The 17,898-nt window shown below is 42.7% G+C and carries 17 protein-coding genes and 3 riboswitches; of the genes, 9 read left to right on the forward strand and 8 right to left on the reverse strand.

Annotated features, from left to right (window positions below; translation table 11 throughout):
* Window positions 1-172 precede the first annotated feature (172 nt).
* The 4 genes from guaA to N1I87_RS15865 all read right to left on the reverse strand — a co-directional run bounded on the left by guaA (window position 173) and on the right by N1I87_RS15865 (window position 5,096).
* Window positions 173-1,693, reverse strand: a complete 1,521-nt coding sequence (gene guaA / locus N1I87_RS15850; protein ID WP_340403045.1) for a glutamine-hydrolyzing GMP synthase — start codon at window positions 1,691-1,693, stop codon at window positions 173-175.
* A gap of 515 nt (window positions 1,694-2,208) precedes the next feature.
* The gene (gene nadE, locus N1I87_RS15855; protein ID WP_048624121.1) at window positions 2,209-3,036 is read right to left on the reverse strand and encodes an ammonia-dependent NAD(+) synthetase; all 828 of its coding nucleotides are present in this window, start codon (window positions 3,034-3,036) and stop codon (window positions 2,209-2,211) included.
* The gene (locus tag N1I87_RS15860; protein ID WP_341102842.1) at window positions 3,008-4,522 is read right to left on the reverse strand and encodes a nicotinate phosphoribosyltransferase; all 1,515 of its coding nucleotides are present in this window, start codon (window positions 4,520-4,522) and stop codon (window positions 3,008-3,010) included. Before N1I87_RS15860 ends, nadE begins: the two co-directional genes overlap by 29 nt.
* Before the next feature lie 19 nt (window positions 4,523-4,541).
* Entirely contained in the window at window positions 4,542-5,096 is a 555-nt protein-coding gene (locus tag N1I87_RS15865) for a cysteine hydrolase family protein (RefSeq protein ID WP_003354063.1), read from the reverse strand.
* Between the two features lie 314 nt (window positions 5,097-5,410).
* Here N1I87_RS15865 and N1I87_RS15870 point away from each other — a divergent pair, with 314 nt between their 5' ends.
* From N1I87_RS15870 to hmpA, 3 genes are all read left to right on the forward strand, one after another.
* Window positions 5,411-5,563 (forward strand): hypothetical protein, encoded by a 153-nt coding sequence (locus tag N1I87_RS15870; RefSeq protein ID WP_341102843.1) that lies wholly within the window; start codon window positions 5,411-5,413, stop codon window positions 5,561-5,563.
* A gap of 70 nt (window positions 5,564-5,633) precedes the next feature.
* Window positions 5,634-6,002: a YckD family protein gene (locus tag N1I87_RS15875; protein WP_341102844.1), complete on the forward strand. Its 369-nt coding sequence runs from the start codon at window positions 5,634-5,636 to the stop codon at window positions 6,000-6,002.
* Between the two features lie 340 nt (window positions 6,003-6,342).
* On the forward strand, window positions 6,343-7,563 hold the full coding sequence (gene hmpA, locus N1I87_RS15880) for an NO-inducible flavohemoprotein (RefSeq protein ID WP_341102845.1): 1,221 nt from the start codon (window positions 6,343-6,345) through the stop codon (window positions 7,561-7,563).
* A 190-nt stretch (window positions 7,564-7,753) separates the two neighbouring features.
* Here hmpA and mtnA read toward each other — a convergent pair whose 3' ends face one another.
* From mtnA to N1I87_RS15895, 3 genes are all read right to left on the reverse strand, one after another.
* Complete coding sequence (gene mtnA / locus N1I87_RS15885) at window positions 7,754-8,818, reverse strand: S-methyl-5-thioribose-1-phosphate isomerase (RefSeq protein WP_341102846.1); 1,065 nt, start codon at window positions 8,816-8,818, stop codon at window positions 7,754-7,756.
* A 17-nt stretch (window positions 8,819-8,835) separates the two neighbouring features.
* Window positions 8,836-10,038, reverse strand: coding sequence for an S-methyl-5-thioribose kinase (mtnK, locus tag N1I87_RS15890; protein ID WP_341102847.1), 1,203 nt, complete (start codon window positions 10,036-10,038; stop codon window positions 8,836-8,838).
* A gap of 716 nt (window positions 10,039-10,754) precedes the next feature.
* A riboswitch (SAM riboswitch) is annotated at window positions 10,755-10,913 on the reverse strand.
* 104 nt (window positions 10,914-11,017) lie between these two features.
* Entirely contained in the window at window positions 11,018-11,821 is an 804-nt protein-coding gene (locus tag N1I87_RS15895; protein WP_341102848.1) for a carbon-nitrogen family hydrolase, read from the reverse strand.
* 97 nt (window positions 11,822-11,918) lie between these two features.
* Here N1I87_RS15895 and N1I87_RS15900 point away from each other — a divergent pair, with 97 nt between their 5' ends.
* The 5 genes from N1I87_RS15900 to N1I87_RS15920 all read left to right on the forward strand — a co-directional run bounded on the left by N1I87_RS15900 (window position 11,919) and on the right by N1I87_RS15920 (window position 16,458).
* Window positions 11,919-13,106 carry a pyridoxal phosphate-dependent aminotransferase gene (locus N1I87_RS15900; RefSeq protein WP_341102850.1) on the forward strand — a complete coding sequence of 396 codons (1,188 nt, stop codon included), beginning with the start codon at window positions 11,919-11,921 and terminating at the stop codon, window positions 13,104-13,106.
* Window positions 13,107-13,193: 87 nt separating this feature from the next.
* A riboswitch (SAM riboswitch) is annotated at window positions 13,194-13,301 on the forward strand.
* 66 nt (window positions 13,302-13,367) lie between these two features.
* On the forward strand, window positions 13,368-14,609 hold the full coding sequence (gene mtnW, locus N1I87_RS15905) for a 2,3-diketo-5-methylthiopentyl-1-phosphate enolase (protein ID WP_341102852.1): 1,242 nt from the start codon (window positions 13,368-13,370) through the stop codon (window positions 14,607-14,609).
* Window positions 14,606-15,265, forward strand: a complete 660-nt coding sequence (gene mtnX, locus N1I87_RS15910) for a 2-hydroxy-3-keto-5-methylthiopentenyl-1-phosphate phosphatase (protein ID WP_341102854.1) — start codon at window positions 14,606-14,608, stop codon at window positions 15,263-15,265. Before mtnW ends, mtnX begins: the two co-directional genes overlap by 4 nt.
* Entirely contained in the window at window positions 15,262-15,885 is a 624-nt protein-coding gene (locus tag N1I87_RS15915; RefSeq protein ID WP_327797183.1) for a methylthioribulose 1-phosphate dehydratase, read from the forward strand. Before mtnX ends, N1I87_RS15915 begins: the two co-directional genes overlap by 4 nt.
* A 39-nt stretch (window positions 15,886-15,924) precedes the next feature.
* Window positions 15,925-16,458: a 1,2-dihydroxy-3-keto-5-methylthiopentene dioxygenase gene (locus tag N1I87_RS15920; protein ID WP_341102856.1), complete on the forward strand. Its 534-nt coding sequence runs from the start codon at window positions 15,925-15,927 to the stop codon at window positions 16,456-16,458.
* Window positions 16,459-17,092: 634 nt separating this feature from the next.
* On the opposite strand, the gene N1I87_RS15925 is transcribed toward N1I87_RS15920, so the two are convergent.
* On the reverse strand, window positions 17,093-17,233 hold the full coding sequence (locus N1I87_RS15925) for a hypothetical protein (protein ID WP_341102858.1): 141 nt from the start codon (window positions 17,231-17,233) through the stop codon (window positions 17,093-17,095).
* Window positions 17,234-17,320: 87 nt separating this feature from the next.
* Window positions 17,321-17,411: riboswitch (cyclic di-GMP riboswitch) on the forward strand.
* A gap of 82 nt (window positions 17,412-17,493) precedes the next feature.
* On the opposite strand from N1I87_RS15925, the gene N1I87_RS15930 reads away from it, so the two are divergent.
* Entirely contained in the window at window positions 17,494-17,862 is a 369-nt protein-coding gene (locus N1I87_RS15930; RefSeq protein WP_270584396.1) for a response regulator, read from the forward strand.
* Window positions 17,863-17,898: the final 36 nt, after the last annotated feature.

Raw genomic sequence — 17,898 nt, forward strand, 5'->3', positions numbered from 1 at the left:
CGACGATGTCAACAAAATACGAACATTATTTTAAAATTATTTATTATCATTCGTGTTTGTCTCATTCTGCATTAAGGGCAGCAAGGCGAAGAGTTCCTTCGGAGGCCGGCTGCCCTTAAATGCCCGATTCGTTCCGCTGATCATCCTTATCTCACGGATGAATAGCGGGTCTTTATTCCCACTCAATAGTGGCCGGCGGTTTGCTGGTAATATCATAGACTACACGGTTCACATGGCTGACTTCGTTGACGATGCGTGTCGAGATCGTCTCCAGCACATCCCACGGAATTCTTGCCCAATCGGAGGTCATTCCATCGATGGAAGTAACCGCACGAATCCCGATAGTATAATCATATGTTCTCGCGTCTCCCATTACCCCGACGCTGCGGATATTAGGAAGAACAGTGAAATATTGCCAAATGTCGCGATCCAACCCAGCTTTTTTAATTTCTTCTCTTAAAATAGCATCCGATTCCCGAACAATTTCCAATTTTTCTTCCGTTACTTCTCCTAAAACCCGAATGGCTAGTCCCGGTCCCGGGAATGGCTGACGCCAAACAATTTCATCCGGAATTCCTAATTCGGTGCCCAATTTTCGCACTTCATCTTTAAACAACGTGTTCAGCGGCTCAATCAGCTTAAATTCCATATCTTCCGGCAGCCCGCCCACATTGTGATGGGATTTAATCGTTTGGGCTGTGGCCGTTCCGCTTTCAATAATATCCGTATACAGAGTACCTTGCGCTAAAAATTCAATTCCTTCCAGTTTGGCCGCCTCGTCATCAAACACATATATAAACTCATTGCCGATAATTTTCCGTTTTTTCTCAGGGTCGGAAACTCCCTTCAGTTTGTTCAAAAAGCGATCTTTTGCATCCACTTTGATCACGTTCATGTGAAAACCTTCCGCGAACGTTTTCATTACACTTTCGGCTTCCCCTTTGCGCAAAAGGCCGTGATCGACAAAAATACATGTCAATTGATCTCCGATGGCTTTATGTATAAGAACAGCCACAACAGAAGAATCGACTCCGCCGCTCAAGGCACAAAGAACCTTTTTATCGCCAACGGTTTTTCGAATATTTTCTATTTCCATTTCAATAAAATTTTGCATGGACCAATCGCCCCGGCAGCCGCAAATGTTGAACACAAAATTGCGAAGCAGCTCGTTTCCGTAGACAGAGTGGCGAACTTCCGGATGGAATTGAACCCCATATAATTGTTGTTCTTGATGACTCATTGCCGCGATTGGACATGATGAACTTACCGCATCTACAGTAAATCCTTCAGGAGTTTCCATCACTAAATCGCTATGGCTCATCCATACCACTTGTTCTTCCGGTAGTCCATCCCAAAGAGGATTTTGGTTTTGTACCCGGATGGTCGCTTTTCCGTACTCCCGTTTGCTGGCAGGTTCCACTTTTCCACCGAAATGCTTTGTCATCAGCTGCATTCCATAGCAAATTCCTAGCACCGGGATTCCTAGATTAAAAATGTCCTCGTCGCAGTGAAAAGCATCTTCGGCATATACACTGTTAGGTCCCCCAGATAAAATAATCCCTTTTGGATTCATAGCTTTTATTTCTTCCGCCGTCAAAGTATGGGGATGAAGTTCGCTATAGACGCCAAGTTCCCGAATTCTTCTCGTAATCAGTTGGTTATACTGGCTGCCGAAATCAAGTACGACAACCATCTCTTGGTTTTCCCATTCCTTCTTTCTTTCCACAATATCCACCTCTCTATGTATGAAAAATAAGCTCTGTTCCTATGACGCAAGCTTTTCCCATGCAGCACAGTTTCTCCAGCAAATAATCATGTAACAGAGCCAAGAGATCACAAAAAAGTATTCAGGGGGAATTCCTTCCCCCTCTATTAAGTCCTTAATAGACTTTTATAAACCCGCCTTTTCAAGAAGACCAACGGAGGTCTCCTGCGGCCACTATTGCCATCTCATTGCAGCCATCCGGCAGCAATCCAATTTTTCTAAAGAACTGAAGATGAAATACTGATAGACCATAGACGCAACAAATTTGTCATCATTTTATATCTATCTGTAACCACGGTCAACCCGCCTTGCAATTGATTTATTATTCAGATAATAAGTTATAAAGAAGAAAACTCTTCTCCTGCTATCATTAACCAAAAAAGACAGGGAGCTTCACCGAGGCTCTCTGTCCGTCTTTTCTATATAAAGGAAGAATGCACCCATTATTTCCAAAAGTCATCAAAAATCGTGATGGGTAGATGCCGTTTATGCTCTGTCTTTAAAAACCATCCTTCGATCGTTTTTCTCGCTTCTTCAGAAACGGTTTTGCCTTCCAGGTAGTCGTCAATTTCTTCATAGGTAACACCAAGTGCGACTTCATCCGGAAGCTGCGGACGGTTTTCTTCCAAATCGGCTGTCGGCACTTTTTTATATAAACGTTCCGGACACCCAAGTTCTTTTAACAGCATCTTTCCTTGGCGTTTATTTAAACGATAAATCGGAACGAGATCCGCACCGCCGTCGCCGTATTTTGTAAAAAATCCTGTGACTGCTTCTGCTGCATGATCGGTTCCCAGTACGACTGCATTTCTCATTGCTGCGATGCTGTATTGAACTTTCATCCGTTCCCGAGCTTTTTGATTTCCTTTTTCAAAATCGGAAATTTCCACGCCGGCATCCTTTAATGCCTTTTCACTGGCATCTACCGCTTCTTTAATGTTCACTGTAACGACATCATCCGGCTGGATAAAGTTTAAAGCCACTTGGCAATCTTCTTCATCGAATTGTGTACCATATGGCAATCTGACCGCCGTAAACTGATAATCTTGTTTTCCTGTTTCCTCCCGGATTTCGTTAATCGCCATTTGAGCCAGCTTCCCGGTTAACGTGGAGTCTTGCCCACCTGAAATTCCTAGAACGAATCCTTTTATAAACGGATATTTCTTTAAATAAGCTTTTAAAAAGTCTACGCTTTTGCGAATTTCTTCTTTTGGATCAATCACCGGTTTTACTTTTAATTCCTCAATAATCCGTTTTTGTAAATCGGTCATCTTCTCCTTCTCCTTTCGTTTTGGTTGACAAACTAGATACAATTTTGTCCCGCACTTCTTGAATCTTTTTCATTTTATTATTCCAGCATTTTTCGCTTAAGTCCACCGGATATTCTTCCGGATTTAAAATTCGTTTATATTCATCCCATAAATAGTCTAAATTTTTTTGGACAAAAGATTGGATTTCTGCCAGCGATGGCAATTCATATACTAGCTCGCCATTGATGAAAATATCTTTTTGCAATTCCACCGCTTCAAAGTTTGTCACGAATTTGCTGACATAGGTATGAACAGGGTGAAACATTTTAATTCTTTCTTCTGCGGCGGGATTCTCGTCATAAAGAGTGATATAATCGCCTTCCGATTTTTGGTTGCTTTTATTGATGATTCGATATACTTTTTTCTTTCCCGGAGTGGTTACTTTCTCGGCATTGCTGGAAATTTTAACCGTATCGATCATTTCCCCTGCCTCATTCTCTATCGAAGCTAACTTATAGACTGCTCCAAGCGCCGGTTGGTCGTACGCCGTAATCAAATTCGTCCCGACCCCCCAAGCGTCGATTTTGGCTCCTTGAGCTTTCAAATGCGTAATGGTGTATTCATCCAAATCATTCGAAGCAAAAATTTTCGCATCGTGAAATCCGGCTTCATCCAGCATTTCTCTCGCTTTTTTCGATAAATAGGTCAAATCGCCGCTATCTAAACGAATACCAATAAAGTTGATCGAATCCCCCATTTCTTTAGCGACTCGAATCGCTGCCGGTACACCGGAACGAAGCGTGTCATATGTATCCACTAAAAAGACGCAATCCTTATGGGATTCAGCGTATTTGCGAAATGCCGTATATTCGTCTTGATAAGCTTGTACCATGGCATGAGCGTGTGTTCCGGCTGTCGGAATGCCAAACAGCTTTCCGGCTCTGACATTGCTGGTAGCCCCGCATCCACCGATAAAGGCCGCTCTAGTTCCCCAAATGGCCGCATCCATTTCTTGAGCCCTTCTTGTCCCGAATTCCATGACCAAGTCTTCCCCAACGGCATGCTTGATGCGGGCGGCTTTCGTGGCTATCAACGTTTGATAGTTGACTATATTTAATAAAGGCGTTTCAATCAGCTGCGCTTGAATCAAAGGCGCCTCTATTGTAACAATTGGTTCATTTTCAAAAACCACTTCTCCTTCCCTCATCGAACGAACATTTCCTGTAAAAGTTAAATTCGACAAGTATTGAAGAAAATCTTCATCATAGCCTTCTACTTCGCGCAAATAAGCGATATCGCTATCGCTGAACCGAAAATTCTTTAAAAATTCAACAATTCTTTCTAACCCCGCAAAGATTGCGTATCCGCTTCCAAACGGCATTTTCCGGAAATAAAGATCAAACACCGCCTTTCTCTCATGGACACCGTCTTCCCAGTACGTTTTAGCCATATTAATTTGATATAAATCTGTATGCAAAGCAAGACTGTCATCTTGATATTTTCTCATCGTCCAAACCCCGTTTCCGTCATGAAATTACCTTTGCTCCGAGTGCATGTTGAAAGTGCTTCAACGCCCAATCATGTCCTGCTTCGTTAAAACTTGCCGTTCCCTTTTCGTATACAGCCAGTTTAAACCCTTTATTATAAGCGTCTACAGCGGTATGAAGCACACAAATATCGGTACAAACACCGCATAAATGAAGTTCATCTATGCCTCGAGCTCGCAGCTGAATCTCTAAGTCTGTACCTGCAAACGCGCTGTACCGTGTTTTGTCCATATAATATACATTTTCCTTGTTTTTCATCCGCTCATACAGTTCCCCTAATTGACCGTACAGCCTCCTTCCCTCCGAACCGGCAATGTTGTGCGGCGGGTATAATTGGCTTTCGGGATGATACGGATCCTGTTCCTTATGGATATCCACTGCAAATACCACAAAATCGCCATTTTGAATAAACGTGTCCGTCAAAGAAGTAATGAAATTCTCAATCATTTGAGCGGGCTTTCCACACGTGAGAGCACCATGATCCGCCACAAAATCGACAGTGTAATCGATATTGATCAACGCTTTTTTCCCCATTGCCAAAGTCTCCTTTTTCCCCTATTTGCTTCGAGAGGCTCTGTGATATGTTGAACATGAAAGCCGGAAAAGAACTTTATACGTGATCAAACTGCAAAACTCTTGATTCTCATTATATATCCAAGACACCTTTTTCAGCATCGTCAAAGTTTCATAATGTCTATCAAGTGCGCCAAAAACCCAAATATAAGACAAGTCTACCGATTTCGTTCACAGAGCGTTCAAAAATGGCTTTATTTGTATAATATCTATTTTTAGGATCATTATAAAGAAGAAACGAGAAAAAAAACAGCCATAAGGAGGTAAGAATCAAGATGTTGAATAAGAAAAAAGAACAGCAGCCGTCGCTTGCTCCCGGAATAGACGATGAAGAAGAATTGGAACAGCGGGCAACAGAAGAAGAAATAGAAAGAGGAGAATTTACCGAAGTCACGCATCTTTCCTACGATGAAGTGGATGAAAGCTAAAATGGGTTGACCGTTTCTCTCATTCTCAAAACAGAACCTTACAAATAAAAAGGAAAGGAAGAATAGACCTATGTTTACATTTTCCAAAAAAATTATGGCCATCATCTTCGTGTCCGTTGCGATGTTTGCTGCCTCAACCGTGCATGCAGAGACAAATCAAGGAAAAAGCAACGAAAAACCTGTCCAGCTGACCGAACAGCAAAAAGCCAAACTGAACAAACTTCACAAAGAACTATTGGAAAAAAGAAAAGAATTAATTCGCCAATATGTAGAATACGGAATCATTTCTAAAGAAAAAGGAGATGACATCATTTCCCATTTGGAAAAACATTACAAACACTTGCAGCAAAACGGCTTTTCCCCTCATTGGAATCACTCGGAAAAAGGCCACTGGCATCATAAACATCATCATGATGACAGCGATAACGAACAGCGCTGAAGGCACACCCTTTCAGCGTTTTTATCTTTCTTACACCGTTTTTTTAAATTGTAGGATTTACCTCCCTGCAAAGTTTTCTTTAATTAAGATGATCAGATAGTGTTCTCTCAAAGACAAAACGTTTCGTTTTCAATATTTGGTATTTAGAGAGGCTTCCCGAAGCAACGATGATCGCATTGGTCTATTTTTATTTTGCTGCTTTTATCAGTCTCATAAAACCATTCACCTTCATGAAAGACATATTTAGAAAAAATTTTTTAAAGGAAGTCATAGATTTGAACTCAATTGAGCATATTAACTCCTAGATTTCATTCCATTTTTTAAAATAGGAGGACTTCACTTGCTTGATGCTAAAACTATTGAAATCGTACAATCCACTGCACCGGTTCTAAAAAAACACAGTAAAGAAATTGGAAAAAGATTTTACCAAATCCTATTCTCAAAAGCTCCTGACTTGTACAATATTTTTAATCAAACCAATCAAAAAAGAGGAATTCAGCAGGAAGCATTAGGTTACGCTGTCTATGCTGCTGGGGAACACATTACCAATCTAGATGCTATCAAGCCAGTGATCACAAGGGTTACAGAGAAACATCGCGCCATAGGGATTAAACCTGAGCAGTATCCACTTGTAGGCGAAGCGTTGATGCAAGGTGTAAAAGAAGTTCTGGGTGATGCCGTCACGGATGAAGTTCTCGATGCATGGAAAAACGCTTATGACTATATTGCAGATGCATTCATTGACATTGAAAAAAAACTCTACGAAGAAACAGATCATCAGCCTGGTGGATGGAGCGGCTATCGAAGCTTTTTAGTGGATCAAAAGGTAAAAGAAACGGATGCCGTAACTTCTTTTTATTTAAAGCCGAAGGACGGTAAAGCAATCCCTACCTATAAACCTGGGCAATATCTAACTATAAAAGCTGAAATTCCTGGAGAAAAATATACGCATATTCGTCATTACAGTCTTTCTGATTCACCTGGAAAAAACTATTACCGAATCAGTGTAAAACGTGAAGATGCACATGGGGATGCTCCACCAGGAATTGTATCGAATTATTTACATAAACAAGTCCAAGTTGGAGATACTCTTCAATTTTCTGCTCCTGCTGGAGACTTTGTGCTCGATGACAGTGATTTACCTGTAGTTCTGATTAGCGGAGGAATTGGCATTACGCCATTACTTAGCATGTTAAATTCCATTGCAGAAAGTAAGTCACAACGTCAGGTTACATTTGTACACGCAACAGCCAACAGCCAAACACACGCTTTTAAAGACCATGTGAATCAATTAGAAAAAAGTCACCCAAACATCAAATCATATGTATGCTATGATTCACCAACAAAAGAAGATCGGAACTCTAAAAAATTCGATAAAGAAGGGTACATTGATTTAGACTTTCTACAATCTATCGTTCCATCAAAAGAATCCGTTTTTTATTTCTGCGGACCGATTCCTTTTATGAAAAACATTCAATCGGCGTTGCAACAATGGGGAATTCCGAATGAGCACATCCATTTTGAAGCATTCAGTCCGATCGCTATTTTAGGAGAAAAATAAGGCAGGCTGATTAAACTTCGGTATCGGGGTGCAGTGGTCTGCTTTGTAAGACTTATAAGAAGTCCCTCTCCCTCCTGTTTTTCAGAGATGGAAAGGGACTTCTTTCTATGCCCTTTGTTGAAAACAACAAGTTTGGTCATCATGATTAGATTGAGTTCTCCACCAAACTTTGTCTCTCTTTGTAATCTCCTCATCCCACTTGTTCGCTCTTCTCAAATAATGCCGGCAATTCTGCTTCATAGTTTTCGCCAATGATTCCATTTTCGGTAATAATCGCTGTAATCAGTTCGTGGGGGGTGACATCAAAAGCCGGATTGTAGACTTCCACCCCTTCAGGAGCAATGCGTTTGCCTGCGATATGGGTAACTTCTTCCGGATTCCGTTCTTCAATCGGAATATCTCTTCCCGTTTTGGTTTCTAAATCAATCGTGGATAATGGCGCCGCGACGTAAAATGGAATGCCGAACGATTGTGCCAGTAAAGCCAGTCCAAATGTTCCGATTTTATTAGCGGTATCTCCGTTAGCGGCAATTCGGTCCGCACCGACGATGACGGCCGAAATGTTTTTGGCGTAAATCGTCTGCGCCGCCATATTATCCGTGATAAGCGTAACATCCACACCGGCTTGCATGAGCTCCCACGTGGTGAGTCTTGCTCCTTGCAAAACCGGGCGCGTTTCTGAGGCAAATACTTTAAGATGAACTCCTTTTTCTTTGGCTAGATAAAATGGAGCAAGCGCCGTACCGTAGCGAGCAGTTGCAAGAGAGCCGGCATTGCAAATCGTTAAGATGCGGTCGCCGTCTTTAAAAAGCGACAGTGCATGCTCCCCGATGCGGCGGCATACGTCTTCATCCTCCACTTGGATGCAAATCGCTTCATGAACGAGCATCGTTTTCGCTTCGTTGACAGAAATAGCGTCTTCAATGCTTGATGCAAGACGGTTCAGCGCCCAAAACAAGTTAACCGCCGTAGGCCGCGAGCTGGCTAAATAGTCGATATCTTTTTGAAGCTGTTGTTTAAATTCAGCCATCGAACTTGCCTCGTAACGTTGAGCCGCAAGAGCAAGCCCGTAGGCAGCCGTCATGCCGATCGCAGGAGCTCCTCGAACTTTCAAGGTCGAAATGGCATCCCATACATCTTCAATTTCCTTTAATTCTAAATATTCAGTCTCCTCCGGCAGCTTTTGCTGATTTAAAATCGTAATATGCGTATCGTTCCATTCAACCGAACGCGGAATCATAAATCGTTCAGTCATAGCTGTCTTCCTTTCGTTTAGTTAGTCGGTGTCAATGATGCCTGTAGGAAAAGCGGACGAACTTCTTGAATGTCATTGAGCGAATGTCGCTGTAAAATAAGGCTGCGTCCAAGACGAAGGGCACGGCGTTTCGCACGAAGGCGTTCCTCTTTGTCTTCGATACCGTCAAGGTCAGCGACATGTGCTAAACCGATGGTGCGGCGAATCACTTCGCATCCGGCAAATCCAATCGCATCGACAAATGTATGGTGCAAAACGTCCTGCAATAACTTCGATGTCTTGGCGTAAGGCTCGACATTGTGCTGCTCCCAAAGGTCGGAAAATACGCTTGCAAATACTTTCCAAGTGTTTTCGATATGGTCAAATAAAAACTCTTGTTCTTGATGCGAACGGGACAGCGCATTCAGCAGCAAATTAGCGATAAATTGACCGAGATCAAAACCAAAAGGACCGTAAAAGGCGAATTCCGGATCAATCACTTTTGTCTCTTTATCGCTGCAAAAAATACTGCCGGTATGTAAATCGCCGTGAATCAGCGCATCCCCTTCTGTCAAAAACTTTCGCTTTAATTTTGCCACTTCAAGATGAAGCTCATCATCGTTCCAAAGCGCTTTTGCATCTTCGCGCAGCTCCTCTTCAAAATCGTTTGTATCATGATCAAAGAACGGATCGGTAAAGACAAGATCTTCCGTGATTTTGCATAGTTCAGGGTTGATAAAACTTTGAAGCAGCTGTTTTTTCTCTTGTTGATTCATCCCGAAGTCAGACGTATAAAATAACGTTTTGGCTACGTATTCACCGATGTGCTGTGACAAAAGCGGATACGTTTTTCCTTCTATAAGCCCTTTGCGAGCAATTTGTAAATGAGATAAATCCTCCATGACGGTAATGGCAAGAGATTCGTCGGAATGGTACACTTCCGGAACGTATTCCGGAACGAAGCCGGCAAATGTACGCAACGCATTGCTTTCTATGGTCGCACGCTTTAACGTAAGAGGCCAGCTTTCACCGACGACTTTCGCATACGGCAGCGCTTGTTTGAAAATCACTCCTTTGCCTGTTTTTTGGTCAACGATACGGAAAACGAGATTTAAATTTCCATCGCCAATTTCCCGGCATACCAGCTGAGCTTCTTCTGAAAATAAGCGCAATCGAACGGCAAGAGAAATTGCGTCTTTTTCTGTTAATGGTTCGTAAGCGGATGGATTTGAAACGGCCATGTAGGAACGCCTCCTTTGGAAAAAATCGAGTAGGAGGGAGCGATTAACTCCCGTCCTCTCACACCACCGTACGTACGGTTCCGTATACGGCGGTTCAATTAAGATCATTGACGCAAGTCTTTATAACTTCCGTGAATAGCTGTTCTCTTTATGCCAGTGGTCACTCCACCCTCCAAGAGGTCTCCCACGGGATTCACCGCTTCCTCCCTCAAGTGAGGTACTACGTTTTCTGTGTTCATCATGACTCACTGAATACCAAGGGCTATTCTCTCTTAATTGTTCGGTCCTTCTTAGTTGTTCTAGACCAACTAATACTATGACCTCTGCTGACTTCTGACGGTTCAGCTACTTATCACTAAGTAGGTTATGAAGAGTACTTCACATATCCGCCAGACCTCCCCGGGTAAGTACATGCACTTTCACACCATCTATCCGCCTCATTTACTCGATATGACCTTCGACAGAAAGAGCTTTGTTTTGTTATGCAAACTCACTCAATCATACCTAGCCTTATATGAGGTTCGTGTTCCTCGGACCGGTGTTTTGCCTCCAGCTTCCTTCAGATTCCGCGTCACCACGGACACCCTTTCGTTGAGCTAACCTCTACTTCTGTCTTCGGGGTTCGGGACTTACACCCTATAGTTCATGTACATGCCGGGCGCACATAAAAAGCCTCTCTCGTTTATCGAAAGAGGCTTGAAGATTCTTCTTCTCACCTCTTATCTTTCAGAAAGAATGACTCTCTCTGTTGGACTTAGCACCGTGCCTTGCGGAAGATTCCTTCCGGCGCTTTTCTGCGCCCTATCTCACGATAGTATTACGGTCGGTTGCTGGGCTTCATTGGGCCAATTCCCTCAGCCAACTCTTGATAAGAGTATTGATCAGCTATTATTCGAATTTTCGTTATTGCTTTAATTATTGGCGGATTCTCATTTGAGTGAAATCATACATCGAAGTTCGAGTGATTGTCAATCCTTTTTTAAAAAATTTTTTCATTTGTTCTATAATGTTCCGGACGACGGTCGCTAAAAATCGGGATTTGCTCACGTACTTCTTTGACTTTTTGCAAATCGATTTCAGCTATGAGGGAGCAAGGATCTTCTTTTGCTTCCGCAAGAATTTCCCCCCACGGATCGATGATAAGCGAATGTCCGGCGAACGTATTATTCGGGTCGCGGCCGGCGCGATTACAGGCGACAACATAACATTGATTTTCAATGGCACGCGCTTGAAGCAACGTACGCCAATGAGACAGACGCGGCAACGGCCATTCGGCAACGACAAACAACACTTCTGCTCCTTGCAAGGCATGTACGCGAATCCATTCCGGAAAACGAATGTCGTAGCAAATCACACCGGCACATAATGTATTTTCAAGTGTAAATAATCCTGGTGTATCTCCGGATCGCAAATAAAGATGTTCATCCATCAGTTGGAAAAGATGCAGTTTGCTGTATTCGCCTACAATATCGCCGTTTCGATCGGCCACGTACATCGTATTCGTCGTTCCATCATTTGTTTTTTTGGCGATGGAACCGGCGACAATGTGGATGCGATGACGACGCGCAAGCTCACTAATGAATGCTTTTGTGTCTTCGCCTTCCTTATCCGCAATTTCATCCAGACGCGTTAAATCATAGCCCGTTGTCCATAATTCCGGAAGAACGATGATGTCAGGGTGTTGAGCGGCTATTTTTTCTACTTCGTTTTGAACAAGCTGTCGATTTTCCAGCGGAGCGCCAAAAGCAATATCCAGTTGAAGACAAGCAATTTTGAATGTCATAATCATTCACCTCAAAAAATTTTGACTTTACAATTTGATTTTTACGATATATGATGTTTGACTAGAATTTCAAGAAAATTTTGAGTAGGTGTAAACGATGAAACATTTCGCACAATCGGAACTGCTGCAGAAACTCCCAAAACAGTTTTTTGCGTCTCTCGTCTCTAAAGTAGAAAACGTGAAAGCCCAAGGACATGATGTCATTAACCTAGGTCAAGGGAATCCGGATCAGCCGACGCCATCCCATATTGTGGAGGCGATGCAAAAGGCAGTCGCCAATCCCCGTTATCATAAATATTCGCCGTTTCGCGGCTATTCGTTTTTTAAAGAAGCGGTCGCAGCCTTTTATGAACGTGAATATGGGGTGAAACTGGATCCGGAAAAAGAAGTGGCGGTTTTATTTGGAGGAAAAGCAGGACTTGTGGAAATTCCGACCTGTTTGCTGAATCCGGGTGATCTTGTTCTCGTTCCTGATCCGGGATATCCGGATTATTGGTCGGGTGTCGCTTTGGCACAAGCCGAAATGGCGATGATGCCGCTTCGCGCTCAAAACCACTTTTTGCCGGATTACAACGAAGTCTCAAAGGACGTGGCAGAAAAAGCAAAAATAATGTTTTTAAACTATCCAAATAACCCTACCGGAGCGGCGGCATCGAAAGAATTTTTTATGGATACCGTTTCGTTTGCCGCAAAACACGATATTTGCGTCGTGCATGATTTCGCCTACGGGGCAATCGGATTTGACGGCAAAAAACCGGTCAGTTTCCTCCAAGCAGAAGGGGCTAAAGACGTCGGCATAGAAATATATACGTTCTCGAAAACCTTTAATATGGCCGGCTGGCGAGTGGGAGCGGCAGTTGGTAATGAAAGTGTCATCGCAGCGATTAACTTGCTTCAAGACCATTTATACGTCAGCTTGTTTGGTGCGATTCAAGAGGCAGCGGCTTGTGCGCTTCTTTCTTCACAAGAGAGCGTGAAAAAGCTTGTTTCGCTGTACGAGTCGAGACGGAATACGTTTATTCGTGCTCTTTCGCAAATCGGTTGGGATGTAACGCCTCCTTCTGGCTCATTTTTTGCATGGCTGCCTGTACCGAACGGCTGGACATCAGAGCAATTTTCTGACTTTCTACTTGAAAAAGCGCATGTGGCGGTTGCTCCCGGAATCGGATTTGGGAAACACGGAGAAGGGTATGTGCGCGTCGGTTTATTAACGAGGGAAGAACGGCTGGAAGAAGCTGTCCAACGTATTGCGAAGCTTGGTCTTTTCCATGTCGCAAAAAAATGATTGACACCGATAAAAATTCCTGTCATAATACAAATCAAATTTACCGATACTAAGAAAATTTTGAAAAGTCAATACATGATTCAAGCATTCTTATCAAGAGCAGGTGGAGGGACGAGCCCTATGAAGCCCGGCAACCGACTTAACAATCGTTAAGCACGGTGCTAATTCTTGCAGCGATATGCTGAGAGATAAGAAGAGTGTGAACCTCTAGCCTCTTCTTATGAAGAGGTTTTTTTATTGAACTTAGAAAGAGGGATGAACATGAGCCAAGTCATTGCCACCTATCTTATTCACGATGAGAAAGATTTGGAGAAAAAAGCAGAAGGAATTGCTCTTGGCCTCACGGTTGGTTCTTGGACCAATTTGCCGCAGCTGCAAAAAGAACAATTGCAGAAGCATAAAGGAGAAGTCGAGAGCGTCACACCGTTGGAAGAGGACGAGCGAGTCAATAAGTATCTGGGCAAACGTGTGAAGCGAGGACTTGTCCGCATTGCGTATCCAAGCCTCAATTTCAGCGCCGATTTACCAGCGATTTTAACAACCGTATTCGGCAAGCTGTCGCTCGATGGCGAAGTGAAACTGGTCGATCTTGCTTTTTCTGAAGAATTAAAAAAACAGTTTCCCGGTCCGCGCTTCGGAATAGACGGAATTCGCCAAAAAGTCGGCGCCGATCATCGTCCGCTTCTCATGAGTATTTTTAAAGGCGTCATCGGGCGTGATTTAGATTATTTGTCGGAACAGTTAAAACAACAAGCCCTCGGCGGAGTCGATCTCGTGAAAGACGACGAAATTTTGTTTGAAAACGACTTAACTCCGTTTGAAAAGCGAATCATCAACGGGAAAGCCGTGCTGAACGACGTATACGAAAAAACAGGAAAGAAAACGTTGTATGCGGTCAATTTAACGGGCAAAACATTCGAGTTAAAAGAAAAAGCAAAACGCGCGGCGGAAATCGGTGCCGATGTGATTCTTTTTAACGTGTTCGCTTATGGATTAGACGTATTGCAAGGCTTGCGCGAAGATGAAGACATTGCCATTCCGATTATGGCCCATCCAGCTGTCAGCGGTGCACTTACACCATCAGAGTTTTATGGCATCAAAAGCCCGCTCTTGCTTGGAAAATTGCTTCGATTAGCCGGAGCCGATTTTGCTCTTTTCCCATCGCCATATGGAAGCGTCGCCCTTGATCGAAGTGAAGCGCTCGGCATTGCCGACGAGTTGACGAAAGAAGATGAGCATTGGAAACGATCTTTCCCGGTTCCATCTGCGGGTATCCACCCAGGTCTAGTGCCGCTTTTAATTCGCGATTTTGGAATCGATAGCGTCATTAATGCCGGCGGCGGAATACACGGCCATCCGGATGGAGCTGAAGGCGGCGGAAAAGCATTCCGTGCGGCGATTGAGGCCGTGCTGACAGGAAAATCCCTGGAAGAAGCTGCCAAAGACCATGAAGAGTTGAAAAAAGCTATTGATTTATGGGGCGCTCACGAGGTGGCAGTATGACAAAACCAATCGTTTTTTGCGATTTCGACGGAACCATTACCACCCAAGATAATATCGCTGCGATTATGAAACAGTTTGCTCCTCCGGAATGGGAAATGCTAAAAGACGATATATTGGCGGAGCGGCTGACCGTTCAAGAAGGTGTCGGAAACATGTTTTCCCTCCTTTCTTCCGAATTGAAAGAAGAGATTACAGACTACGTTTTACAAACGGCCCGTATTCGCGACGGCTTTCGGGAATTTGTCGATTTTACAAGACAACACGACATTCCGCTCTATGTAGTGAGCGGCGGCATTGATTTTTTCGTCTATCCGATTCTGGAAGGACTTATCGAAAAAGAACGCATTTTTTGCAACGGTTCAGATTTTAGCAATGAAACCATTCAAATTGTTTGGCCTTATTCGTGTGATGAGCATTGCCAAAACGGTTGTGGCTGTTGCAAGCCGTCGCTGCTGCGGAAGCACTCAAAACCGGATGGATTCCATATCGTCATAGGAGATTCCATTACGGATTTAGCTGTGGCAAAATTAGCGGACCATGTCATTGCTCGCGACTTTTTACTGGAAAAGTGCAAGAAACTAGGCATTTCCCATTCACCATTCAACACGTTTTTTGATGTAGTGAAGGTGCTTGAGAAGCTGGAGGTGGGAGCATGAGTGAACTTGAGAAAAAATGGAAGGAACTTGCCGATGTGAAAGCGGAGTTGGCCGAGCGCGATTGGTTTTTTGCAACAAGCGGGAACTTATCGATTAAAGTTTCCGATGATCCTCTCCACTTTCTTGTTACCGCGAGCGGAAAAGATAAACGAAAGCAAACCGATGAAGACTTCCTTCTCGTAGATGCGCTTGGCCATCCGGCTGAAGAAACCCATTTAAAACCTTCAGCGGAAACGCTTTTGCATGTGGAAATTTATAACAGAACTAATGCAGGCTGCGGCCTCCATGTCCATACCATCGATAATAATGTCATTTCTGAATTATACGGTGACATTGGAGAAGTGGAATTTAGCAATCAAGAAATTATAAAAGCGTTCGGACTTTGGGAAGAAGACGCTGTGATTCGCATTCCGATCATCAAAAATCACGCCCATATTCCAACGTTGGCGAAAGAATTCGCCCGGCATGTGCATGACGATGCAGGAGCCGTCCTCATTCGCAATCACGGCATTACCGTATGGGGACGCACCGCATTTGAAGCGAAAAAATATTTGGAAGCATATGAATTTTTATTCAGTTATCATATCAAATTAAGGTGCCTGACCCCACTTGCACTTTAAAGCACAAAAGGGATAAGCAAAAATAAAGGAGGAAGAAAAATGGCAACGATTCGTTTACATGAAACAAATGAAAGATTTACAAAGGAAGAAGAAGTAATCCAATTTTTAGACGAGCAAGGCGTTATTTACGAAAAATGGGATATTACCAAACTCCCGGAACATTTGCGTGAGAAATATTTGCTTACGGAAGAAGAAAAAAATGAAATTTTAGAAACGTTTAAAGAGGAAATTGCGGATATTTCCGAACGTCGCGGCTATAAAGCGCAAGATGTCATTTCTTTATCTGAAAATACACCGAACTTGGATGAATTGCTCACAAATTTCAAGCGTGAACACCATCACACAGATGACGAAGTCCGCTTTATTGTCAGCGGCCACGGAATCTTTGTGATTCAAGGAAAAGACGGAAAGTTTTTTGACGTCGAGTTAGAGCCGAGCGATTTAATTTCCGTTCCCGAAAATACGCGCCACTATTTTACACTGCAAGAAGATCGTCGCGTTGTCGCCATACGCATTTTTGTCACAACTGAAGGCTGGGTGCCGATTTACGAAAAAGAAGAAACCAAAGCCTAACATTCCCTCACCCCTCTTCTACTAAATCAGAAGAGGGGTGTTGTTATGATTTAACAGTGACAAAGCCCTCGACATTCCAGAAAAATGCTTTGCTTATATTTCAATCGAAATAGGAAAAAGCGACTAGCCATCTCACTTAGCAAAAGATATTTACTCTCCACTGCTTCCCCTATACTATCTATTTTTTACCAATACAACTTTCTATTGAATTCCTTGCCATCATTGAAAAAAGCGATTCATCACATGCAAAAATCGCGAAATCAAATCATTAATTGGTAAAAAAAGGAACAAATGTTCGTAATAATCTATGAAAAAAAATAAACACGTGATATAATAGAAACACAATAGCTACGGGAAAAGCTCAAGGGTGGTCGGCATTTTACCCCTATAAGAAAGGGGGTGATGCCGATGACGGTATTTCAAGCATTGATGTTTGCATTAACTTTTGCAAGTCTCATTGTTTTGATACTGTCATATCACCAAAGAAAATAATCCACCCTTGAGTTAACGAGACCAGGTGGATTATGGATTCTTTCTGCCTTGTCGATCCCCCTTGAAGGGAACCGTCTACTGTATAGTCGAAGGTGTTGCCGCACCTTCGTTTTTTATTATCATATGGAATTACTCAATACTATTATACATGATGAGCATAAGTGTTGTAAATTATATCTCTTCTGAATGCTGCTCGCTGCAGCACGACTCCTTTTTTCTCATGTTCTTCTGCTTTTGCTGCCTCTACAATCACGTTTTTATTCGATTTCATCCTCTTTTTCATTTCCATCTGCTCTTTGCTATTCTTGACGTAAAAGTAAACATTTTATTATAAAGTACAAAACTTTATCGACAAAATTCGATATGTTATGATACGATTGGGCAAATTTTACGAAAGTAAAAGACGCAAAGCCACGGGCCTAAAACAATCTATAGATTGTCATGGTAGCCGGGCTGCCAAGATTTATTCTTGATAAATCTTGTTCAAAACTGAAATTCCTTTCTTAAAAATTTGCCTAAATTTTAGGAAAGGATTGAATTCAATTGAAAAAAACGTTTACAACTGTCCTTATTGCGGATGACTCTCAGTTTATGAGGAATCATTTAAAACAACTTTTGTCCAATGACAACTTCAAGGTTGTGGCTGAAGCTTCCAACGGTTGTGAAGCCATTACACTCTATCAAAAAGTTCTTCCTGATATTGTACTGCTCGACATCATCATGCCTTATAAAAATGGATTAGACGCTTTAAATGAAATCAAAAAGCATAATCCGAAAGCCAAAGTTGTCATATGCTCCTCCATGGGACAAAAAACTTTGATCATGGAAGCTCTTAAGCTAGGTGCCACTGACTTTATTGTGAAGCCTTTCTTTCAAGAATTAATTCCCATTTTGAAGAAAATTACTAGTTAAATCGAAAAGAAAACTTTCCCTCTATTTGCTTTACTA

Origin of the sequence: Bacillus sp. FSL W8-0102, from assembly GCF_038007225.1 — a bacterium.
GTDB lineage: Bacteria > Bacillota > Bacilli > Bacillales > DSM-4216 > Bacillus_O > Bacillus_O smithii.